Source organism: Nocardioides sp. TRM66260-LWL (assembly GCF_020075545.1).
Taxonomy (GTDB): domain Bacteria; phylum Actinomycetota; class Actinomycetes; order Propionibacteriales; family Nocardioidaceae; genus Nocardioides.
In genome coordinates this window covers 238224-258736 of sequence record NZ_JAIQZK010000004.1, presented here as the reverse complement: position 1 = coordinate 258736, position 20513 = coordinate 238224, and the positions used below count along the sequence as shown (strand labels likewise).

18 protein-coding genes and 2 tRNA genes are annotated in these 20513 nt (G+C 75.4%); 17 read left to right on the top strand and 3 right to left on the bottom strand.

The genetic code is table 11. The annotated features are described in order from the left end of the window. The first annotated feature begins 87 nt into the window (after positions 1–87). Positions 88–2097 (top strand): hypothetical protein, encoded by a 2010-nt coding sequence (locus K8Z61_RS12260; protein ID WP_224129893.1) that lies wholly within the window; start codon positions 88–90, stop codon positions 2095–2097. A gap of 107 nt (positions 2098–2204) precedes the next feature. Here the strand turns inward: K8Z61_RS12260 and K8Z61_RS12255 are convergent, their stop codons facing one another. Further along, positions 2205–3512, bottom strand: a complete 1308-nt coding sequence (locus K8Z61_RS12255) for an HNH endonuclease signature motif containing protein (RefSeq protein ID WP_224129891.1) — start codon at positions 3510–3512, stop codon at positions 2205–2207. 374 nt (positions 3513–3886) lie between these two features. Between K8Z61_RS12255 and K8Z61_RS12250 the strand changes: the two genes are divergently transcribed. The 8 genes from K8Z61_RS12250 (at position 3887) to mptB (ending at position 11494) form a co-directional block, all read left to right on the top strand. After that, the gene (locus tag K8Z61_RS12250) at positions 3887–4765 is read left to right on the top strand and encodes an SDR family oxidoreductase (protein ID WP_224129889.1); all 879 of its coding nucleotides are present in this window, start codon (positions 3887–3889) and stop codon (positions 4763–4765) included. A gap of 76 nt (positions 4766–4841) precedes the next feature. Continuing rightward, a complete protein-coding gene (locus K8Z61_RS12245; protein ID WP_224129887.1) occupies positions 4842–5051 on the top strand; it encodes a DUF2945 domain-containing protein in 210 nt (69 codons plus the stop codon). A gap of 40 nt (positions 5052–5091) precedes the next feature. Then, complete coding sequence (locus K8Z61_RS12240) at positions 5092–6096, top strand: TIGR03557 family F420-dependent LLM class oxidoreductase (protein ID WP_224129885.1); 1005 nt, start codon at positions 5092–5094, stop codon at positions 6094–6096. 9 nt (positions 6097–6105) lie between these two features. After that, the gene (locus tag K8Z61_RS12235; RefSeq protein WP_224129882.1) at positions 6106–7062 is read left to right on the top strand and encodes a DUF1295 domain-containing protein; all 957 of its coding nucleotides are present in this window, start codon (positions 6106–6108) and stop codon (positions 7060–7062) included. Continuing rightward, positions 7059–8198, top strand: coding sequence for an FAD-dependent oxidoreductase (locus K8Z61_RS12230; RefSeq protein WP_224129880.1), 1140 nt, complete (start codon positions 7059–7061; stop codon positions 8196–8198). Before K8Z61_RS12235 ends, K8Z61_RS12230 begins: the two co-directional genes overlap by 4 nt. A gap of 35 nt (positions 8199–8233) precedes the next feature. Continuing rightward, positions 8234–8710, top strand: a complete 477-nt coding sequence (locus K8Z61_RS12225; RefSeq protein ID WP_224129878.1) for a hypothetical protein — start codon at positions 8234–8236, stop codon at positions 8708–8710. A gap of 211 nt (positions 8711–8921) precedes the next feature. Beyond that, positions 8922–9857 carry an EamA family transporter gene (locus K8Z61_RS12220; protein ID WP_224129876.1) on the top strand — a complete coding sequence of 312 codons (936 nt, stop codon included), beginning with the start codon at positions 8922–8924 and terminating at the stop codon, positions 9855–9857. A gap of 86 nt (positions 9858–9943) precedes the next feature. After that, positions 9944–11494: a polyprenol phosphomannose-dependent alpha 1,6 mannosyltransferase MptB gene (mptB, locus tag K8Z61_RS12215; protein WP_224129874.1), complete on the top strand. Its 1551-nt coding sequence runs from the start codon at positions 9944–9946 to the stop codon at positions 11492–11494. A gap of 30 nt (positions 11495–11524) precedes the next feature. Here mptB and K8Z61_RS12210 read toward each other — a convergent pair whose 3' ends face one another. Continuing rightward, complete coding sequence (locus K8Z61_RS12210) at positions 11525–12670, bottom strand: glycosyltransferase (protein WP_224130059.1); 1146 nt, start codon at positions 12668–12670, stop codon at positions 11525–11527. A 92-nt stretch (positions 12671–12762) separates the two neighbouring features. Next, a complete protein-coding gene (locus K8Z61_RS12205) occupies positions 12763–13464 on the bottom strand; it encodes a hypothetical protein (protein ID WP_224129873.1) in 702 nt (233 codons plus the stop codon). Positions 13465–13748: 284 nt separating this feature from the next. Here K8Z61_RS12205 and K8Z61_RS12200 point away from each other — a divergent pair, with 284 nt between their 5' ends. The 8 genes from K8Z61_RS12200 to K8Z61_RS12165 all read left to right on the top strand — a co-directional run bounded on the left by K8Z61_RS12200 (position 13749) and on the right by K8Z61_RS12165 (position 20499). Next, positions 13749–16142, top strand: a complete 2394-nt coding sequence (locus tag K8Z61_RS12200) for an FdhF/YdeP family oxidoreductase (protein ID WP_224129871.1) — start codon at positions 13749–13751, stop codon at positions 16140–16142. A gap of 39 nt (positions 16143–16181) precedes the next feature. Next, positions 16182–17171, top strand: coding sequence for a pirin family protein (locus K8Z61_RS12195; protein WP_224129869.1), 990 nt, complete (start codon positions 16182–16184; stop codon positions 17169–17171). A 65-nt stretch (positions 17172–17236) separates the two neighbouring features. Then, positions 17237–17476 (top strand): hypothetical protein, encoded by a 240-nt coding sequence (locus K8Z61_RS12190; RefSeq protein WP_224129867.1) that lies wholly within the window; start codon positions 17237–17239, stop codon positions 17474–17476. A gap of 12 nt (positions 17477–17488) precedes the next feature. Continuing rightward, the gene (locus tag K8Z61_RS12185) at positions 17489–17905 is read left to right on the top strand and encodes a CidA/LrgA family protein (RefSeq protein WP_224129865.1); all 417 of its coding nucleotides are present in this window, start codon (positions 17489–17491) and stop codon (positions 17903–17905) included. Beyond that, on the top strand, positions 17902–18618 hold the full coding sequence (locus tag K8Z61_RS12180) for an LrgB family protein (RefSeq protein WP_224129863.1): 717 nt from the start codon (positions 17902–17904) through the stop codon (positions 18616–18618). The genes K8Z61_RS12185 and K8Z61_RS12180 overlap by 4 nt, the downstream gene beginning before the upstream one ends. A 76-nt stretch (positions 18619–18694) precedes the next feature. Then, positions 18695–20101 (top strand): amidase, encoded by a 1407-nt coding sequence (locus K8Z61_RS12175; RefSeq protein WP_224129861.1) that lies wholly within the window; start codon positions 18695–18697, stop codon positions 20099–20101. Between the two features lie 219 nt (positions 20102–20320). Beyond that, a tRNA-Thr gene (locus K8Z61_RS12170) sits at positions 20321–20393 on the top strand. 29 nt (positions 20394–20422) lie between these two features. Further along, a tRNA-Met gene (locus tag K8Z61_RS12165) sits at positions 20423–20499 on the top strand. The last annotated feature ends 14 nt before the right edge of the window (positions 20500–20513 follow it).

The following is a 20513-nucleotide window of genomic DNA, read 5'->3' as shown; positions in this document are numbered from 1 at the left end:
CGAGCGCGCCGGGCGACCTAGCATGCTGCTGCCGCGACGCCCCCGTCGCGCACCCGGGCTCGCGGAGCCCGTCTCTCGGGAGGTCCCATGTCCGTGCTGCGCCGTGCCCTCGTCGCCGTCCCCGGGCTCGCGCTCGTCGCCGCCGGCGCGGTCGCGATCCCGTCGCCCTCGCTTGCCGCCGACGAGGCCGCGCCCGGCGCCGAGCCCACCACCGTGACGCTGCCGCCGGTGCCGGACGGCTGGGACGTCATGACCGTTGACCTCGACGGGCCCGACGTGGTCGCCTCGGTGCGCACCTCGGAGGGTGCCCCTCCGCCCGCCACCACCCGGGTGCTGCGCGCCCCGTCCGACGGCTCCGGCGACTGGACGGTCGTCACGGACCCCTCGGGGACGCCGGCGCTCGGCGACGCGCTCGACCCGCCCGCGCAGGTCGCCGCGGGCGTGATCGGGTACTACGCCGGCTCCGCACCGTCGCCGCGGCCCGACGTCATGTGCTCCTCCTACCGCCTGCTGCGCGCGGGCACCGCCCTCGAGATCCCCGCCTGCCGCTCCGCGGGCATCGAGCTCGGCTGGGGCGGTCGGGTCGTCTCGTCCCTCGACGCCGACGGCGTCTGGCGGGCGCGCCGCACCGACGACGGCTCCCTGCTCCCGGGCCGTCCGCTCGTCGAGCACAGCAACCAGCCGGCGCCGATCATCGACGGCACGACGTCGTGGACCACAGGGGCCGGCGCGGTGCTGCGCGGCGTCGACCTCGCCACCGGCGCCACCGTGCAGCGGGCGCTGCCCGCCGTCTGCGCGAGGGCGTCCGGGGTGCTTCAGGCGGCGGACGGCCAGGTGCTCGTCGGCTGCGCGGGCGGAGATTCGGTGCTCGTCGACACGACGCGCTCGGTCGCACCGCGTCTCGTGCCGGCGATCGGCGAGCTCGGCGCCGTGGGCGTGAGGCTGAGCGCCTCGTCCGGCCTCCTCCGCGTCCATGACCTCGGCGTCGCCCATCGCACCTGGTCGTTGCTCGCGACCGGCCCGGACGCAGGACCCGACCTCGCCGGCGGGCCGCGGGCGGTGCTGACGACGTCCGCGCGGCAGGTCGTCGTCGCCACGGTGCCGGTCTCGGCGCCGGTCACCACCACGGAGGACGTGACCGCGCCGACCGTCGCCCTCGACCGCCGGCCCGCGCCCGTGTCGCGTCGCGCGAGCGGCGTGGCCACCTGGGAGTGGACCGGCTCCGACGTCCCGTACTCCGGTGCCCTGGCCTACGAGTGGCAGACCGCCACCCCGGCTCCGGGGGCCGCCGTGGTCTGGTCGGCCTCCTCCGGTCCTGAGGCGTTCACCGGCTCCGCCTCGGTGTCCCTGTCGGGCGACGACCGCTCGCGGGCGTGCCTGCGGGTGCGCGCGCTCGACTGGGCCGGCCACGTGAGCACGTGGCAGGGCTCGTGCACCGAGCTCGACGGCACGGCGCCGGTCGTCCGCTGGAGCGACCCGCTCCCGCGGGTGCTGCCGCGCCGCGGACCGCTCTTCCTCGACGTCCGCTACGCGGCCACCGACGTCCACCGCATCGGCGGCTTCGACGTGACGCGGCGCATCACCCCGGCCGGTGCTCGCGAGCCCGCCGCCTGGGAGTCGCCCGCGGCGTGGCAGCGCACCACGGCCACCCGCGTCAGCCAGCGGCTCGAGCCCGGCAGCGAGGCGTGCTTCCGCGTGCGGGCCCGGGACGAGGTCGGCAACCTCTCGCCCACGAGCGCGGCCCGATGCACGACGGTGCCCTTCGACGACCGGGAGGTCGCGGTCACCGGCTCGTCCCGGCGCACGACCGGCGGACGCGTCGGCGACACGCTGACGGTGCTCGGCACCACGGCCGTCCTCCGCACCGGCACGGTCACCGGCTCCCAGGTGCTGCTCACCGCCCGCGGCAGCACGCCGTTCTGCTTCCGGGTCGCGCTCGATGGCCGCACGCTCCCGGGCAGCCGCTGCGTCGCGTCGTCCAGCGACGGCTACCGGCAGGTGCGGGTGGCCCTGGGGCGCACGGTCACCGGCCGGCTGCGCATCGAGCCCACCGGATCCCGCTCGATCCTCCTCGACTCGGTCGCCGTCCTGCGCTGATCGGCAGCTCGTCCGTCGCCGTCCCCTCGCCCGGCTGTCCGCCGGGTGCGCCAGCAGCCCGATCACCAAGTGGTGTCGGGCTGCGAGGTGGCGCGTAGCGGTGGGGCTCAGCCGCCGTCGGGCTGGGGTGGGTCGAGGAGGGTGGTGCCGTGGCGGTCGCGTCGGAATCGAACGCCGTTCGGCGAGCGCCAGAGGTAGACGCCGGGTTGGTCGGGTCCTGACGGTCGGTATCTCCAGCCGTCGTGGGTCTTGTGGCGGTGGTGCTTCCTGCACAGCGGCGCCAGATTGGATGACGCGGTGGGTCCGCCGGCCTCGTAGGGGTCGATGTGGTCGGCGTCGCAGGACCGGGCGGGTCTGCGGCAGTACGGGAAGACGCAGGTGTGGTCGCGGAGGATGATCTGCTCGCGGATCAGGTCGGGGACCTCGTAGGCGTCGGAGTACCGCTCGGCTGCGAGGTCGAGGATCGGGCGGACGGTGACGCTGGTCCCTGCGGTCTGGCACCACGCCTTGATCACCTCGATCCCGAGCGGTGAGCGGGACGCCTCACTGCGAGCGACGTCGCCGAGGGCTCCGGTGACGGCGTCGACGGAGAGGTGCACGTACAACGTCAGGTGCCGCGACCGAGACGGTGTGGCAGCCGCACCGCCGCCGCCGCTGGGCTCGAGCGGGAGGGCCTGCTCCCCACGGGCGAGCATCCCGGCTGCCTTGGCGCGCCGGACGCTCAGTGTGTCCTCGGAGCCGGCCTTCTTCAGCTGCTCCGCGAGGGCTGCTATCGCGCGGTCGAGGTCGGCGGCGTCGGGCTGGTCGAGGATCGCGGACACGTCGACGGTGCCGTCGAAGCCGGTCTGGCCGAGCCACACGTCGAACCGGCGGTGCTCCGCCTCCTGGGCCTTCCGCAGGACCGCGTCCTCGGGGTCGGTGTGCTCCTGCGCGACTCGGCAGATGTTCGAGATCTGGGTCCGCGACACCTGGTGGGCGTACGCCGCGATCCGCGCGTCCACCGACGCCGCAGCCTCGGCCGACAGCGAGATGGTGTCCTCGGTGATCCGGCGCACCTGCCACACCGCCAGCTCACCGCGCAGCAGCCGTGCCCACACCCGCGGCAGCCGCACACACGCCTCCAGGGCATGCCCCACATAGAAGGATCCCGCCTGCTGCGTCATCCCGAGCGCGGTGATGAACTCCGTGACCGCATGCTCCTGCACCTCCGGAGCACCCGGACCCGCGAGGGGAAGCATCATCCCGGTGTCGATCACATACCCCGCCACGTCAGCACTGCCGGCCACATGGGCGATCGCCCAGTCCGCGGCCGCGATGAAGACCTCCCGGGCCGACTGCTCCTCAGCCGCCCGCGCAGCCATCGCGGCGCGCAGGGCGTCGCTGTCACGCAGCAGCCGTGGGGTCCGAGAGGGCATAGCCCGATTCTATGCGAACACGCGTTCGAAGAGAGGCGGATATCCCCAGACCAGACAAGGTTTTCAAAGCAGCAACCAAAGACAACTGAGAGAGACGAACGGTGAAGTCGGCGACGGCAAACGGGGAACACCCGCTGTACCGAGACGGCGAGCGACCACCGAGTGCCTGTCCCTAGGCAGCGACCACCGACAAGCGGTGAGCTGACCGCGGCTGGTCGGCCCGAGCCAACGTCAGCGCTCGGGTGCGGGGGTCTCGACAAGCTCGACCACCGAAGCCGCGCTCGACCACCGATCTGCGCTCGACCACGCGGCGCCTCGGCCACCGAGAGCCACCGTCCCCGCATGTCCGGGGATCCCGCCGGGCACCGGTCCGCATGACCCACGACCGACTCGAGACCCCCTTCCCGCCCCAGCAGCAGGACCACCCCGGGCTCACCGACGCGATGCAGCCGCGCCCCGACCACGGCGAGACAAGCTATCGGGGCACGGGGCGCCTCGCCGGTCGGGCGGCGCTGATCACCGGCGGCGACTCCGGCATCGGCCGGGCGGTCGCGATCGCCTACGCCCGTGAGGGGGCCGACGTCGCGCTCACCCACCTGCCGGAGGAGGCGGACGACGCGGCCGAGACCGTCCGGTGGGTCGAGGACGCCGGACGCCGCGCGCTGGCGATCGAGGTCGACCTCCGTGCCCCGGGCGCGGCGGAGGACCTCGTCGCCCGGGTCGTCGCGGAGTCCGGGCTCGGGAGGCTCGACGTGCTCGTCAACAACGCCGGCTATCAGTGGGCGCGGGCCGAGGGGCTGGAGGACATCGACGACGAGCGCATCGCCCGCACCCTCGACACCAACCTGGGCGCGCTGCTGCGGCTGACCCGCGCCGCGCTGCCGCACCTGCGCGAGCGCCCCGGCTGCGTGGTCAACTGCGGCTCGATCCAGGCGTACGAGCCGTCGAGCACGCTGCTCGACTACGCGGCCACCAAGGCGGGCATCGCGAACCTGACCGTCAGCCTCGCCGGCCTGCTGGGAGCCGACGGCATCCGGGTCAACTGCGTCGCGCCCGGGCCGATCTGGACGCCGCTCCAGCCCGCCACCCAGACAGCGGAGAAGGTGGCGCGGTTCGGCGAGAACACCCCGCTCGGTCGCGCCGGCCAGCCCGCCGAGGTCGCGCCGGCCTTCGTCTTCCTCGCCTCGCCGTCCGACGCCTCCTACGTCTCCGGCACGGTGCTCGGCGTGACGGGCGGCCGCGGCGTGTTCTGAGAGACCCGTCCGGCGGCGGCCCATCCAGGGGGAGGGGCGGCGCGTGGGGACGACGACGCGCGGGCAGGCGGACGGCATGAGCCAGCCGATCCACCAGGGCGACACCGTCCACTGGAGCACCTCCCAGGGCCGCACGACCGGCACCGCAGTCGAGCGCCGCACGAAGCCGTTCCAGTTCGAGAAGCAGCAGTTCAACGCCAGCGACGACGAGCCGTACTGGATCGTCGAGTCGGAGAAGACCGGCGCGAAGGCGGCCCACAAGGAGTCCACGCTCGACAAGGCCTGACCCGGCCCGTCGGCATCACCCCGTCTGCGAAGGAGCCCTCGTGGCGCGCATCGGCTACACCCTCATGACCGAGCAGAGCGGTCCTCGCGAGCTCGTCTCCTACGCCCGTCGCGCGGAGGAGGTCGGGTTCGACTTCGAGGTCTCCAGCGACCACTACTCCCCGTGGCTCACCAGCCAGGGCCACTCGCCGTACGCGTGGTCGGTGCTGGGCGCCGTCAGCCAGGTGACCAGTCGCGTCGAGCTGATGACCTACATCACCTGCCCGACGATGCGGTACCACCCGGCCGTCGTGGCGCAGAAGGCCGCCACCCTCGGGCTGCTCTCTGAGGGCCGGTTCACCCTGGGTCTCGGCAGCGGCGAGAACCTCAACGAGCACACCGTCGGACGCGGCTGGCCCGCGCTCGAGACGCGCCACGAGATGCTCGAGGAGGCGATCACGATCATCCGCGCGCTGCACGCGGGTGACCTCGTCACCCACCGCGGCGCCCACTTCGCCGTCGACTCCGCGCGGGTGTGGGACCTCCCCGACGAGCCCGTCCGGCTCGCCCTGGCCGTGGCCGGCGAGCGGGCGATCGCGCGGTTCGCGCCGCTGGCCGACGACCTCATCGCCACCGAGCCGTCCGCCGACATCGTGCACACCTGGAACTCCACGCCCGGCGCACCGACCATCAGCGGCGGCGCGACGGGCGGGGCTCGGGCGATCGGCCAGCTGCCGATCTGCTGGGACCCCGACGAGGCCGCCGCCCGACGGCGCGCCCATGAGCAGTTCCGCTGGTTCGCCGGCGGCTGGGCGGTCAACGCCGACCTCCCGACGACGGCCGGCTTCGCGGGCGCGAGCCAGTTCGTCACCGAGGACGACGTCGCCGCCTCCATCCCGTGCGGGCCCGACCTCGACGCGATCGTCGAGGCGGTGGGCGCCTTCTGGGAGGCCGGCTTCACCGACGTCGCGCTCGTCCAGGTCGGCGACGAGGGACAGCAGCGCTTCCTCGACGAGGCGGCCGGTCCGCTGCTCGAGCGCCTGCGCGAGGCCGCGCCCTCGCACTAGTCTCCGGGCGTGACCTGGAACACGTTCTCGTTTCCGCCCGAGCGGGGCCGACGCGCGTCGCTCGTCCGGGTCGCGGTGGTCTACGCCGTCGCGGTGCTCGCCGCGGCGGGGTGGCTCGCGCTCGGCCCCACCACCGGACGGCGCTGGCTGGACGCCCTGCTCGCTGACGTCGTCGCGACGCTCGTGGTCTTCGCCGCCTCGCGGCTGCACCGCTGCTCGAGCCTGTACGACGCCTACTGGAGCGTCGCGCCGCCCCTGCTGCTCGGCTGGTGGTGGGCCACCTCCGAGCCCGGCGCCGACCGCACCCGCCTGCTGCTGGCCGGCGTCGTCGTCGGCGCCTGGGCGGTGCGGCTGACGGTGCACTGGGCCCGCCTCTTCCCCGGCCTGCACCACGAGGACTGGCGCTACCCGCTCCTGCGCGAGCGCGCGGCCACGGTGCCCGGCGGCCCGGTCGCCGTCGACCTGCTCGCGATCCACCTGATCCCGACGCTGCAGGTGTTCCTCGCCTGCGTGCCGCTCTACGTCCTCACCCGCGGCGACGCGCGTCCGCTCGGCTGGCTCGACGCCGTCGCGCTGGTCGTCGGTCTCGGCGCGGTGCTGCTCGAGGGTCTCGCGGACGCCCAGATGCTGCGGTTCATCGCCACCGCGCCGCCCGGCACGCCGATGCGGCAGGGCCTCTGGGGACGCTCGCGGCATCCCAACTACCTCGGAGAGCTGCTGCTGTGGGTCTCGGTGGCGCTGTTCGGCCTCGCCGCCGCGCCCGACCTCGCCACCGTCTGGTGGCAGCCGCTCGGCGCGGTCGCGATGCTCGCGATGTTCCTCGGCGCCTCGATCCCGATGATGGAGGAGCGCAGCCTGGCCCGGCGTCCGGCCTACCAGCAGGTGCTCGACGAGGTGCCGATGCTGCTGCCCCGGCTGCGGGCCCGGCCGCGAGGCCGATCGGCCGGCGGGAGCCCGGTGACGTGACCCGCGTGCTCGTCGCCGGTCTCGGCGACACCGGAGTGCTGGTCGCCGGCCATCTCGCCCGGCGTCGCGACGTGGAGGTCGTCGGCGTCGGCGCCGCCCCCGGCCTGCTCAGCGGCCAGGAGCTCGGCGTGCGCCTCGCGCGTCCGGACGACTGGCGTCGCGGCTACTGGTGGGAGCTGGAGCGGCTGCGTCGGCTGGACGCCGTGCGCGCCGTGCACGGCGCGATCACGGGCGTCGACCTCAGCCCCGCCACCGGCCCCCGCTCGGCGCTCGTCCGCCGGCTCGACGGCTCGATCGTGCGCGAGCCGTTCGACGCGCTGGTCGTCGCCACCGGCGTCCGCTCGGGGTTCTGGCGGCGCCCGGAGGTGCGCACGGCCGACGCCGTCGCCGCCGAGCTCGCCGAGCACCACACGCGGCTGCGGGACGCCGCGTCGATCGCGGTCGTCGGCGGCGGATCCTCCGCGGTCGCGGCCGCCGCGAACCTCGGCGCCGCCCTCCCGCGCACCCGGATCGAGCTCCACCACCCCCACGCCGCCGCGCTGCGCGAGCACCACCCCCGCGTCTGGACGACGCTCCGCACCGTCCTGCGCGCCCGCGACGTCGCGGTGCACGGCGGCCGCCGCGCCCTCCTGCCCGACGAGGTCGCGCGGGCGGTCGGGCCGACGGTCGGGCCCGTGCGGTTCGAGGACGGCCCCGACGCCGACGTCGAGGCGGTCGTGTGGGCCGTCGGGCAGGCGCGTCCGAACACCGGCTGGCTGCCGCCGGCCCTGCTCGACGCCGACGGGTTCGTCCGCGTCGATCCCTTCCTGCGCGTGCCCGGCGCCCCCGGGGTGTGGGCCGTGGGCGACGTCGCCGCCACCGACCCCCAGCGGGGCTCGGCCCGCAACCGGGCCGACCTGCTGCTCGCCCGCAACCTGCTCGCCGCGCTCGACGGCCGCCCCGACGCCGACCTGCGCGCCTACCGTCCGCGCCCCCGCCGCTGGGGATCCGTCCTCGGGGTGCAGGACGACGGCCTCACCGTCTTCACCCCCGGCGGACGCGGGGTGCGGATCTCCGCCCCGGTCGTCCACCGGGTGCTGCAGCCGCTCGTCGTCGAGCGAGGCATCCACGGCGGGGTGCGGCCGCCGGCCGGGTGATCCCACCGGCCGCGAGCCGCGCCTAGCGTCGCCGCATGAGCGACCCCCGAGCCGAGACCCCCGCCGACCCCGACACCGACCGCCCCGACGACCGGCACGTGCGCCCCGATGGCGTGGACGACGCCACGGTCGAGGCCCTCGGCACGCTCAGCGAGGCGCTGGAGGCCGCGGAGGTCGCCCGCGGCCACCTCTACGCCTTCCACCGGATGAGCGGCACCACCGACCTCACCGTCGGCAAGGCGGTCGACCAGCTGCGCGACGCCGGGCACGCCGACCTGGCCGACCTGATCCAGCGCGAGCTGGTCGGTCGCAACGTGCTCGAGGGTCGGTGGACGTTCCAGATCGTCGAGGAGTACGACGACGGCTACCACGCGACCTTCCGCGAGCTCGAGCAGCAGGCCCGCGACCGGCTCGTCGGCGGACGGCGGCACCTGTTCGAGGCCGAGATGAAGGAGGACCGGCGCACGCACGGCGACCCGGCGCACACTGCCCGGCCCGCGCGGCGCTCCTGAGCGACCTGCGGTCGTGACGCGACCAGCGGTCCGGCAGCGAGCTGCTCCGGGCTCTGCGTGAGTGCCCCCTCGCTCCCGGACCGCCGGTCGACTCCTCTCCTCTTCCCCGGATCCGCGAGTCCTATCCGCCCAGGGGGGTGGTCGGCGTCGGACCCCCGCGTTCACGCGGCGTTCGTCGGGCGCCCACCCGGCCCCTCTAGGGTCCGGGCCCGTGATCAGCGAGGTGGTGGCGGCCGTCGCCGGGGCCGGCGCGGCCGCGGTGCTGTTCGCCGGCTCCGCCGCCCTCCAGCAGTCGGCCGGACGCGTCGCCGACGGGACGCCCGCGCCGGGCGGCGTCCGGGCCGCGCTGGCGACCCGGCGCTGGTGGGCCGGCTGGCTGCTGAACGTCGGCGGCTTCGCGCTCCAGGCCTGGGCGCTGCGGCGCGCGTCGGTCGAGGTCGTGCAGCCGGTGGTGAGCCTCCAGGTCGTCGTGGCGCTCCTGCTCGCCGCGCGCCAGCTGCGCCGGCGTCCGACCGTGCCGGCGATCGTCGCGGCGCTCGCGCTGTGCGCGGGCGCGTTCGTCCTGGTGGGCGTCGTCGGGCCCAGGCCGCCGCTGTCGGCCGCGGCCGACGCGCGGCTGCCGCTCCTGCTCGGCGCGGTGGCGCTCGGCGCCGTCGCCCTGGCCGGTGTCGGCCTCGCGGCGCTGGCCCGCGACCCGCGTCCCGGACGCGGCCCGCTCCTGCTCGCCCTGGCCACGGGCCTGTGCTGCGCCAGCACGGCGGTGCTGCTCGACGTCGTCGCCGACGCCTACGACCCCGCCGCCCCGCCCGCGCTGCTGCTCGGCTGGCCGGCCTACGCCCTGCTGGTCAGCGTCGTCGCCTCCACGCTCGTGGGCCAGCGCGCGCTCGCCGCCGGCCACCTGCCGTGGACGATCGCGACGCTCACCGTCGTCACGCCGCTGGCCAGCCTGGCGATCGCCCGCCTCGCCGCCCAGGACGCCCCGACGACCGCGGCGCAGGCGGCCGGCATCGGGGGAGCGTCGGCGCTGATGCTGCTCGGCGCGCTCGGCCTGGCCCGCAGCGACGCGCCCCCGCGGGCCGCCGACGTGAGCACCCTCGCACGCCGCATCCCCCGCGCGGATCCTGCTCACGCGCTCGTCGACCCCTAGAATCGCCACGGGTGCACCACACCCTCCCCGCCCCGAGCCTGCCGCCGTCCGCCCTCCACCCGTGGGACACCGGCACGAGGAGTCCCATGAGCACCGTCACCGACACCGCCACCGGCGGACGCATCGGCGCCCCCGTCCGGCGCAGCGGCCGCGGCATGCTGGGCCGCGGCGTCCTGGGCAGCACGCTCGTGCTGCTCGGCGGTCTCGTCGTCGCCACCCTGCCGCAGTCCTCGGTGCCGATGGGCTGGCCGCTCCTCGTCGCGATGCGCGACTCCGACGTCGGCCACCTGACCGGCCTCACCGCCGTCGTCGTCGGCCTCGGCCTGCTCACCACCGCATGGCTGCAGCTGTGCCGGCACGTCGCCCGCGTCGGCCGCGCGGCCGACGCCACCGCCGACGCGCGCGGCGTCGCCCTCGGCCTGGTCCGGCACGCGACGGTGCTGTGGAGCCTGCCGCTGCTGATCGCGCCGCCGATGTTCTCCCGCGACGGCTGGTCCTACGCCGCCCAGGGGATGATGGTCCACCTCGGCGTCTCGCCGTACGAGCACGGCCCGGCGGTGCTCTCCGGACCCATCATCGAGGCCGTCGACCCGATGTGGATCACCACCCTGACGCCGTACGGCCCGCTGCCGCTGATCTTCGGCGACGTCGCCGCGTCGTACACCGGCAACCCCTGGCTGCTCGTCGTCGCGCACCGCCTGGTGGCCCTGCTCGGCCTGGTGCTGCTCGCCTGGGCCGTGCCGCGGATGGCGCGCTGGAGCGGCGTCGACCCCGCCCTCGCCTCGGCCCTCGCCCTGGCCTCGCCGCTGATGATGACCAACGGCGTCGCGGGCCTCCACAACGACCTGCTCATGGTCGGCCTGATGGCCGCAGCCGTCGTCGCCGCCGTCGAGCGCGGCTGGGTCTACGGCGCGATCCTCGGCGGCCTCGCGGCCGCGATCAAGGCGCCGGCCGGCCTGGTCTGCGTCGGCGTCGTCCTCGCGACCCTGCCGCTCGCGGCGCCGATGACGGCGCGGCTGCGGCGCTTCGCGAGCGTGGGCGCGGTGGCCGTGGCCACCCTCCTCGGCCTCGGCGTCGTCTCCGGCATCGGCTCCGGCTGGATCGCCGGCCTGGGCGTGCCGGCCACCGTCAACACCGTCTACTCGATCACCACCGACGTCGGCGGCATCCTCGACTGGATCGCCCTGCACGTCGGCCTCGGCACGCCGCCGGCCACCTTCCTCGGCCTCGTCCGGCACGTCGGCACGGCGGCCGCCCTGGTGATCATCGCGATCACCGCGCTCCGCGCGCCCACCGGACGCCCCGAGCGCGCCGTCGTCGCGACGGCCACCGCCGTCGGCGCCCTCGTGCTGCTCAGCCCCGTCGTCCACCTGTGGTACCTGCTGTGGATCGCGCCGTTCTGGTGCGCCATGCGGCTCTCGAGCCGCGCCTTCGGCGGCCTGGTCGCCGTGAGCGTGCTCGCCGGGCTGATGTCGCCGCTGGAGTCGTCGATGGCCGGCGCGTACAAGGCGATCTTCTGGGTCTCGATCCTCGCGCTGACCATCTACGCGGTCTCGATGCTCACCGAGCGCTCCCGCCTGCGGCTGCGCCGCATCGAGGAGGCGCACGCCGAGGAGTCCGAGCTCGTCGTTCGCTGAGCCCGGCCCCGCCCGCCCGGACTGTCGCCGCTAGGCGACGGCCAGGCGTCGCGTCTCCTCGTGCACGGCGAGCAGCCGGTCGACGGCGTGCGTCCACGGGAACCGCTCGGCCCGGGCCCGGGCGCCGGCGCGCAGCGCCGCCTGCGGACGGCCCGCGAGCCGTTCGACGGCGTCGGCCAGCGACGCCGCGTCGGGGCTGCCCCAGGCGCCGGACGCGTGGTCGACCAGCTCCCGTGCCCCGCCGCGGTCGGCGGTGACGACCGGCGTCCCGCTGGCGAGCGCCTCCAGCACCGCGAGGCCGAAGGTCTCGCCGGGGCACACCGAGAGGGCGACGTCGGCCGCCGCCAGCCGCGCGGCCAGCTCGGCGCGCGAGTCGAGGTAGCCGTGGAACGTCACCGGGGCACCGGAGGCGAGCTCCTCGAGCTCGTCGCGGTGCGGGCCCTCGCCGTAGACGTCCAGGCGCACCGCCCGCCCGCGGCGGTGCAGCTCCACCGCCGTCGCGACCGCGAGGTGCGGCGACTTCTCCCGGGAGAGCCGGCCGGCCAGAGCGAGCCGCAGCACGCCGTCCGGATCCGGCGCCAGGCCCTCGGCCCGGGGGACGAAGGTCTCCAGGTCGACGCCCAGGGGCACCCGGCGGATCGGACAGCCCACGGCGTCGGCCACCGAGCGGAACTCCTGCTCGGCGTAGCGCGAGGTGACGACGATGCTGTCGAAGGCGCGCACCAGCACCCGGTTGAGCAGGCCGATGGAGGCGCGGGTGCCGACGTCGAGCCCCGTGCCCGGGACGGCGCCGGTGCGCATCGCGACCATGTCGTCGAGCCGCTCGTGGGAGATCAGCACGCTCGCGACGCCCTGCCGGCGCGCCCAGCGGGTCACGGGCAGCAGGGTGAGCTTGTCGCTGAGCTCGAGCGAGGTCGGACCGAACCGCTCGAGCACGTCGATCACGCGCCAGGGCTCGACGATGAGCCGGTAGCCGCCGCCGACGCGCGGGGCGCGCACCTCGACCACGGTGCCGTCCTCGGTGTCGTAGGTGCGGTCGACGGCGCCCGGGATGACCAGCAGTCGCTCGGCCCCGGCCTCGACGTAGCCGCGGCCGAGGGCGGCGACCGCGGTCCTCATGCCCCCGGAGGCGGGTCCGACGAAGTTGGCCAGCTGGGCGATGCGCACGCCGCGCAGGATCCCGGAGCCGGGTGAACGACCGACGGCCCCGCCGCGACCGTCAGGTGACGGGAGCGGCGGGGCCGTCGTGGCGTGCGTCGCGGACGACCTCAGATCGCGACCGGGCGTCCGGTCAGCGTGCGGTAGGTGTAGGCCGTGCCGAACAGCACGATCGGCACGGTGACGAGCAGGCCGACGCCGCAGGCGCACACGCCGACGCCGGCGGCGATGCCGCCGAGGATCGCCCACACGATCGTCGTCCCGAGGTTGCGGCGGCACAGGTCGACGCTCGCCTTCGCCGCGGCCACCGGCTCGAGGCCCTGGTCGACGACGAAGTACGCCGCGTAGCTGAGCAGGTACGTGGCGATCACGCCGGGGATGACGCACAGCAGCGTCCCGACGAAGGACGCTGCGCCGACGATCGCGCCGGCCACCGCCAGCGGCCCGAGACGGCCGAGGTCGAGGAACCGGTCGAGGGTGAACGGCTGGCCCTCGGTGGTCGGCAGCGCCGCCTGGGCGAAGAGGCCGACGAGCACCGTCAGCGCGAGGCCGCTGAGGCCCGACTGCACGGCGCGCAGCACGAACGCGAGGAACGCCGAGTCGCCGCCGGCGAACGTGAGGCCCGCGCCGACGCCGCTGAAGGCGCCGACGACGACGAGCGTGATCAGCGTCGCGATCACGGCTGCGCCGGCGTTGGCCCGGAACCGGCTCCAGCCGAAGGAGAAGGCCGTGCCGAGGTCCCAGCCGCTGCCGCCGACCGGACCGTAGGGCCCCGGCGCTCCGTAGGGACCGGACGGCGGGGCGGGCGGCATCCCGTACCCGCCGGCTCCGCCCCCGTACCCGCCGGGCGGGGGCGGCGGGGGAGGCGGGGGCGTGCCGTACGGGCCGGACGGCGGTGGTGGGGGAGGCGGGGGCGGCGTGCCGCCGGGCGGGGGCGGCGGGGGCGGCGGGTAGTCGGACACGGGCGCTCCTCGGGGCGTGGGGGCCGGACGGGTGCCCGGCAACCTAGCGGAGCCGGCGCGGTGCCCACCAGGGTCGGCGCGGACCCCCCGGGGGGTGGTGGGGCTGCTGGGACGCCGGGGTGAGGATGGGTGGCATGGCACTCCTGCGACGCAAGCCCCCGGTCGACGACATCGACGAGTCGAAGGTGGAGGTCGGCGGCACCGCGCACGCGGCGGCCGGCGTCACGGCCGTGGCGGTCGCGATGAAGCACTCGCTGGAGCAGATGGGCCCCACCCGCACCGCGCAGACGCTGCTGCGGCTCAACCAGGTCGAGGGCTTCGACTGCCAGGGCTGCGCCTGGCCCGACCCCGACCCGAAGCACCGCCACACCGCGGAGTTCTGCGAGAACGGCGCGAAGGCGGTGGCCGAGGAGGGCACGACCCGCCGCATCGGCCCGGAGTTCTTCGCCGCCCACCCGATCGCCGAGCTGCGCCAGCGCAGCGACTACTGGCTGGGCCAGCAGGGCCGCATCACGCAGCCGATGGTGCTGCGCCCGGGCGCCACCCACTACGCCCCGATCTCGTGGGACGACGCGTTCGCGACGATCGGCCGGCACCTGAACGCCGTCGACCCCGACGAGGCGATCTTCTACACCTCCGGCAAGGTCTCGAACGAGGCCGCCTTCGCCTACCAGCTGTTCGTGCGCGCCTACGGCACCAACAACCTGCCCGACTGCTCGAACATGTGCCACGAGTCCACGTCGGTGGGCCTGGCCGAGGTCATCGGCATCGGCAAGGGCTCGGTGAGCCTGCACGACGTCGAGACCGCCGAGCTCATCGTGGTCGCCGGGCAGAACCCCGGCACCAACCACCCGCGCATGCTCTCGGCGCTGGAGAAGGCCAAGCGCGCCGGCGCGAAGATCATCGCGATCAACCCGCTGCGCGAGGCCGGCCTCGTCCGGTTCAAGAACCCGCAGAAGCCCCGAGGCGTCATCGGCAACGGCACCGGCATCGCCGACCTGCACCTCCCCGTGCGCATCAACGGCGACCTCGCGCTCTTCCAGGCCATCGGCGCGCTCCTCCTGGAGTGGGACGCCGTCGACCACGCCTTCATCGAGCAGCACACCACCGGCTTCGAGGAGTGGGCCGAGGGCGTCCGCGCGCTCGACTGGGACGCCGTGCTGCGCTCCACCGGCCTCGAGCGCACGCAGATCGAGGAGGCCGCCCGGATGTTCCAGGCGTCCTCGGCCACCGTCCTGTGCTGGGCGATGGGCATCACCCAGCACCACAACGGCGTCGCCACGGTCAAGGAGCTCGCCAACCTCGCGTTCCTGCAGGGCAACATCGGCAAGCCCGGCGCCGGCCTGTGCCCGGTGCGCGGCCACTCCAACGTCCAAGGCGACCGCACCATGGGCATCTGGGAGAAGCCGCCGACGCAGTTCCTCGACAACCTGCAGGCCGAGTTCGGCTTCGAGCCGCCGCGCGAGCACGGCCTGGACGCCGTCGCCGCCGTCCAGGCGCTCCTCGACGGCGAGGCGAAGGTCTTCTTCGGCATGGGCGGCAACTTCGTCTCGGCGATGTCCGACACCGCCGTCACCGAGGAGGCGCTCTCGAAGGCCGCGCTCACGGTGCACGTCTCGACCAAGCTCAACCGCTCGCACGTGGTGCACGGCGAGGAGGCGCTGATCCTGCCGGCGCTCGGCCGCAGCGAGAAGGACCTCACCGGCGGACGTCCGCAGCGGGTCACCGTCGAGGACTCCATGTCGGCCGTCCACGCCTCGAAGGGCCCGCTCGCCCCGGCGTCCGAGCACCTGCGCTCGGAGGTCGACATCGTCTGCTCGATGGCGGAGGCGACGCTGGCCGGACGCGACGGCGCCGTCGGCGCGCTCCCGTGGGACGCCCTGCGCTCGGACTACACCGAGATCCGTCGGCGGATCGCCCGGGTGGCCCCGGGCTGCGAGGGCTACGACGAGCTCGTCGAGCAGCCCGGCGGCTTCGTGCTGCCGCACCCGCCGCGCGACTCCCGCAGCTTCCCGACCGAGGTCGGCAAGGCCGTCTTCACCCGCACCCCGCTGGCCGTGCTCGACGTGCCCGAGGGCCGGCTGCTGCTGCAGACGATGCGCTCGCACGACCAGTTCAACACCACGATCTACGGCCTGGACGACCGCTACCGCGGCATCAAGGGCGGGCGTCGCGTCGTCTTCCTCCACCCCGACGACATCGCCGCGCGGGGCCTCGCCGAAGGCGACCTGGTCGACCTGATCAGCGAGTGGCCCGACGGCTCCACCCGGTTCGCGCCGGCCTTCCGCGTCGTCTCCTACGAGCAGCCGCGGGGCTGTGCGGCGGCGTACTACCCGGAGACCAACCCGCTGATCGCGCTCAACCACAAGGCCGAGGGCTCCAACCAGCCGGCGTTCAAGTCGATCATCGTGCGGCTGGAGCGCTCGACGACCACCGGTCCGGTGCCCTCCGACGCCGGGGCGTACCACGCGCACACCGGCGACGACGAGCGCGAGCAGCGTCCGGTCGACCCGGTCGTGCTGTCGTGACCGCTCGCTGACCCGGCCGGCAGTGCCAGACTCGACGCCGTGAGCAACCTGCACGCCGATCCCGACGAGGTCCTCTGCACCGCCGAGCCGGGGTCGGCGGCCGCGCCCCTGGAGGTCATGACGCCGCGCGACGTGCCGCTCGGCGGTCCGCGGGCGATGCGGGTGCGGCGCACGCTCCCGCAGCGCTCGCGCTCGCTGATCGGCGCCTGGTGCTTCGTCGACCACTACGGGCCCGACGACGTCGCGACGTCCGGGGGCATGGTCGTCGCGCCGCACCCGCACATCGGGCTCCAGACCGTCAGCTGGCTGTTCACCGGCGAGGTGGAGCACCGCGACAGCGCCGGCCACCGCGCGCTCGTGCGTCCCGGCGAGCTGAACCTGATGACGGCGGGCCGCGGCATCAGCCACTCCGAGAACTCCACGCCGGGCACCGCGGTGCTCCACGGCGCGCAGCTGTGGGTCGCCCTGCCCGCCGACGCCCGCGACGTCGCGCCCGCCTTCGAGCACTTCGCGCCGGCTGCCGTGCGCGGCGAGGGCCACGAGCTGCGGGTCTTCCTCGGCGAGCTCGCCGGCAGCCGCTCGCCGGTCGTCACGCACACGCCGCTGCTGGGCGCGGAGGTGCTGCTCGACGCCGGGGCCGAGCTGCGGCTCGACGTCGACCCGGCCTTCGAGCACGGGGTCCTGGTCGACCTCGGCGCCCCCGCCGACGCGCTGCTCGTCGAGGGCGCGCCGCTGGAGCGCCACGAGCTCGGTCACCTCGCCCCCGGGCGCTCCTCGGTGACGCTGCGCGCGGGCGCCGAGCCGGTGCGACTGCTGCTCCTCGGCGGACCGCCGTTCGAGGAGTCGATCGTCATGTGGTGGAACTTCGTCGGCCGCTCGCACGAGGAGGTCGCGGCCGCGCGGGACGACTGGCAGCAGCAGGTCGCCGGCGGGCACGCCGCCGACGGCCGGTTCGGCGTCGTCGCGGGCGAGCAGGAGCGCATCCCGGCGCCCGAGCTGCCGCACGTCCGGCTGCGCGAGCGACGCTGACGACCGGCCGGCCCGGGCCGGTCGATCCCGCTCCGCGCGAGCAGCCGGCGTCCTACGATCACACGGTGACCGACGACGCGCATGCGGCCTCGATGCTCCGACTCGGCCTGCTGTCGCTCCTCGTGCCGCTGCTCGGCCCGATCGTCTGGCTCCAGCCGCGCCGCGCGTTGCAGGACGGCTCGCGGGACGCGCGACTCGTCTGGGCGCGGCGGCTGGGGATCGTCGCGACGCTGATCCTGCTGGCCTTCCCCGCCTACGCGCTCCTCGGCGGCGCCCGCGTGACGCCGGCGGACGCCGGCGCCTGAGACACTTCCCCGGTGCTCCGGGGAATCGCCGTCCTGCTGACCTGCCAGCTCGTCGGGGAGGCGATCGTCGCGGCCACCGGCGTCACCGTCCCCGGGCCGGTGATAGGCATGCTGCTGCTCTTCACCTGGCTCCAGGTGCGGCGGGTCGACATCACGGCGGGCGCGAGCGGCGATCCCGGGCTCGCCGGCGGCACCCTGCGGGCGGCGGACGTCCTGCTGCGGCACATGCAGCTGCTCTTCGTCCCGCCCGCCGTCGGGATCGTCGCCTACCTCGGCACGCTGCGGGCCGACGCGCTGCCGGTGTCGGTGGCCCTGGTCGGCTCCTGGGCGCTGGGCCTGGCCGTCGTCGCCCTGCTGGCGGCCCTGTTCGACCGCGCGCGGGTCGAGGCCGCGGGACCGGTCGGCCCGGCCGCGGGGGAGGGCGCATGAGCGACCTGCTGGACTGGGCGCGCACCTCGCCGGTGCCGATGGTGCTCCTCACCCTCGTCGGCTACCTGCTCGGGTGCCGGCTGCGCGACGCCACCGGCGGCCATCCGCTGGCGCAGCCGGTGGTGGTCGCGGTGCTGGTGGTCGCGCCCGTCACCGCGCTGCTCGACGTCGACTACCGCGCCTACCTCGACCGGGTCTCGCTGCTCAGCTTCTGGCTCGGGCCGGCGACGGTCGCCCTCGCGGTGCCGCTGCACCGGCAGGCGCACCGGCTGCGCGGCTTCGTCATGCCGATGCTCGGCATCGTCGCGGTCGGCGCCGCGGTCTCGGTGACCTCCGGCGTCCTGCTGGTGCGGGCGCTCGGCGGGTCGGACGTGCTGCAGCGCACGATGGCGCCGAAGGCGACGACGACGCCGGTCTCGCTCGCGCTGTCGGAGTCGCTCGGCGGCATCCCCGCCCTCTCGGCGGCGCTGACGATCCTCGTCGGCATCCTCGGCGCCATCGCGGGCCCCGCGCTGCTGACCCTGCTGCGGGTGCGCGACCGGCGCGCCCGGGGCCTGGCGATCGGCTCGGTCTCCCACGGCATCGGCACCGCCCGGGTGCTGCACGAGGACGAGGTCGAGGGCGCGTTCGCCGGGCTCGGCATGGGCCTGACGGCGCTGCTCACCAGCCTGCTGATGCCGGCGCTGGCCTGGCTGCTGTTCACCCGGCTCTGACCCTGCTCTGACGCGGGCCCCGGCTCCGCCGCGGGACACGCCCCCGGACGCCGCCCCGCGCGCGTAGGTTGCCCGCATGCGCCTGCACGCCTTCCGCGACGACGCCCTGGGCACCCTCGACGCCGTCGGCCTGGTCGCCGCACTGCACGCCGGCGAGGTGTCGGTGCCGGAGGTGGTCGAGGCCGCGATCGCCCGCACCGAGGCGGTCGCCGAGCGCCTGGGCGCCCTGGCGCTGCGCACCTACGGCGCCGCCCGGGCCGAGGCCGCCGCGCCGCGTCCGGGCTGGTTCGCCGGCGTCCCGACCGTGGTCAAGGACAACGTGGAGGTCGCGGGGCTGCCGGCCCAGCACGGCAGCGACGCCTTCCGCGCCCGGCCGGCTCGCGCGGACGGCGACCTCGCCCGCATGCTGCTGGCCACCGGCGTCGTCCCGATCGGCACCTCGCAGCTCTCCGAGTTCGGGTTCTCCGCCTCCGCCGAGCACCCGCGGCTCGGCCCGGTGCGCTCGCCGTGGGACCTCGAGCGCACCGCGGGCGCCAGCTCGGCCGGCTCCGGCGCGCTGGTCGCGGCGGGAGCCGTCCCGATCGCCCACGGCAACGACGGCGGCGGCTCGATCCGCATCCCGGCGGCCGTCAACGGCCTCGTGGGCCTCAAGCCGAGCCGCGGTCGGCTCGCCGGCGACCGGCTGACGCGGCGCCTGCCGGTCCGCATCGTCAGCGACGGCGTCCTGACCCGCACCGTCCGCGACACCGCCGCGTTCCTGCGCGAGGCCGAGAAGGTCTACCGGCCACTCGATCTGCGTCCGGTCGACGACATCACCCGCCCGGGGCGGGCCCGTCTGCGGATCGCCGTCGCCACCGCCGGGCCGGAGGGCGAGGCCTCGGCCGAGGCGGCCGACGCGGTGCTCGCCGTCGCCTCCCGGCTCGAGGAGCTGGGCCACTCCGTCGAGCGGCTCGACGACGTCGCGGCGCTGGTCCCGGCGGGGTTCGCCGACGACTTCCTGCTGCACTGGGGCCTGCTCGCGCTCGGCATCGTCCGCGGTGGTCGCCTGACGTTCGGGCCCACCTGGCGGCCCGAGCGCACCGACGAGCTCACCCGCGGCCTCGCCGCCCACGCCCAGCGGCACCTGCACCGCCTGCCCGGCGCGATCCGGCGGCTGCGCTCGGCCGAGCGGGTCTCGGCCGCCTTCTTCGAGCGGTTCGACGTGCTGCTCACCCCGACCCTGGGCCACCGCACGCCCGCCATCGGGCACCTCGACGGCGGCCTGCCCGCCGACGTCCAGCTCGAGCGGCTGCGCGCCTGGGTGGCGTTCACGCCGCTCGCGAACGTCACCGGCGACCCGTCCCTCTCGATGCCGCTCGGCCGGGATGCCGACAGCGCCCCGCTGGGCGTCCTGCTCGGGGCCGGCCGCGGCCGCGAGGCCCGGCTCCTCGAGCTCGCCTACGAGCTCGAGGAGGCGCTGCCGCCCGCCGCGATCTGGGCCTAGCCGGCCGGGCCGGCGAGCGGGGCCCGAGCGTGGGTCATGACGGGCAGAACTGGTCGATGACGGGCGAAGTTTCGCCCGTCAATGACCGGTTTCCCCGGTCGACCGGGGAAACCGACGGGGGCGCCCGCGACCCCCGCCCCGCCCCGCGACAGCCCCCCGACCAGGCCCACGGCGCCGATTTCTCCATCCCGAACCGGTTGTGTACTGTTCTCGCTCGTTGCCCCTTTAGCTCAGTCGGCAGAGCGTCTCCATGGTAAGGAGAAGGTCTACGGTTCGATTCCGTAAAGGGGCTCAGGGAGCAGGCCCCGGCCTGATCCGCATGGCGGGGTAGCTCAGGTGGTTAGAGCACACGGCTCATAATCGTGGTGTCGCGGGTTCGAGTCCCGCCCCCGCTACCACCCAGCCGCTCCGG

What these genes read in the sequence shown, in the direction of transcription:
- K8Z61_RS12260 (WP_224129893.1), top strand. Translation starts at nt 88, where the DNA reads ATGTCCGTGCTGCGCCGTGCCCTCGTCGCCGTCCCCGGGCTCGCGCTC.
- K8Z61_RS12245 (WP_224129887.1), top strand. Translation starts at nt 4,842, where the DNA reads ATGAGCCAGCCGATCCACCAGGGCGACACCGTCCACTGGAGCACCTCC.
- K8Z61_RS12175 (WP_224129861.1), top strand. Translation starts at nt 18,695, where the DNA reads ATGCGCCTGCACGCCTTCCGCGACGACGCCCTGGGCACCCTCGACGCC.
- K8Z61_RS12225 (WP_224129878.1), top strand. Translation starts at nt 8,234, where the DNA reads ATGAGCGACCCCCGAGCCGAGACCCCCGCCGACCCCGACACCGACCGC.
- K8Z61_RS12200 (WP_224129871.1), top strand. Translation starts at nt 13,749, where the DNA reads ATGGCACTCCTGCGACGCAAGCCCCCGGTCGACGACATCGACGAGTCG.
- K8Z61_RS12205 (WP_224129873.1), bottom strand. Translation starts at nt 13,464, where the DNA reads ATGCCGCCCGCCCCGCCGTCCGGTCCCTACGGAGCGCCGGGGCCCTAC.
- mptB (WP_224129874.1), top strand. Translation starts at nt 9,944, where the DNA reads ATGAGCACCGTCACCGACACCGCCACCGGCGGACGCATCGGCGCCCCC.
- K8Z61_RS12255 (WP_224129891.1), bottom strand. Translation starts at nt 3,512, where the DNA reads ATGCCCTCTCGGACCCCACGGCTGCTGCGTGACAGCGACGCCCTGCGC.
- K8Z61_RS12180 (WP_224129863.1), top strand. Translation starts at nt 17,902, where the DNA reads ATGAGCGACCTGCTGGACTGGGCGCGCACCTCGCCGGTGCCGATGGTG.
- K8Z61_RS12250 (WP_224129889.1), top strand. Translation starts at nt 3,887, where the DNA reads ATGACCCACGACCGACTCGAGACCCCCTTCCCGCCCCAGCAGCAGGAC.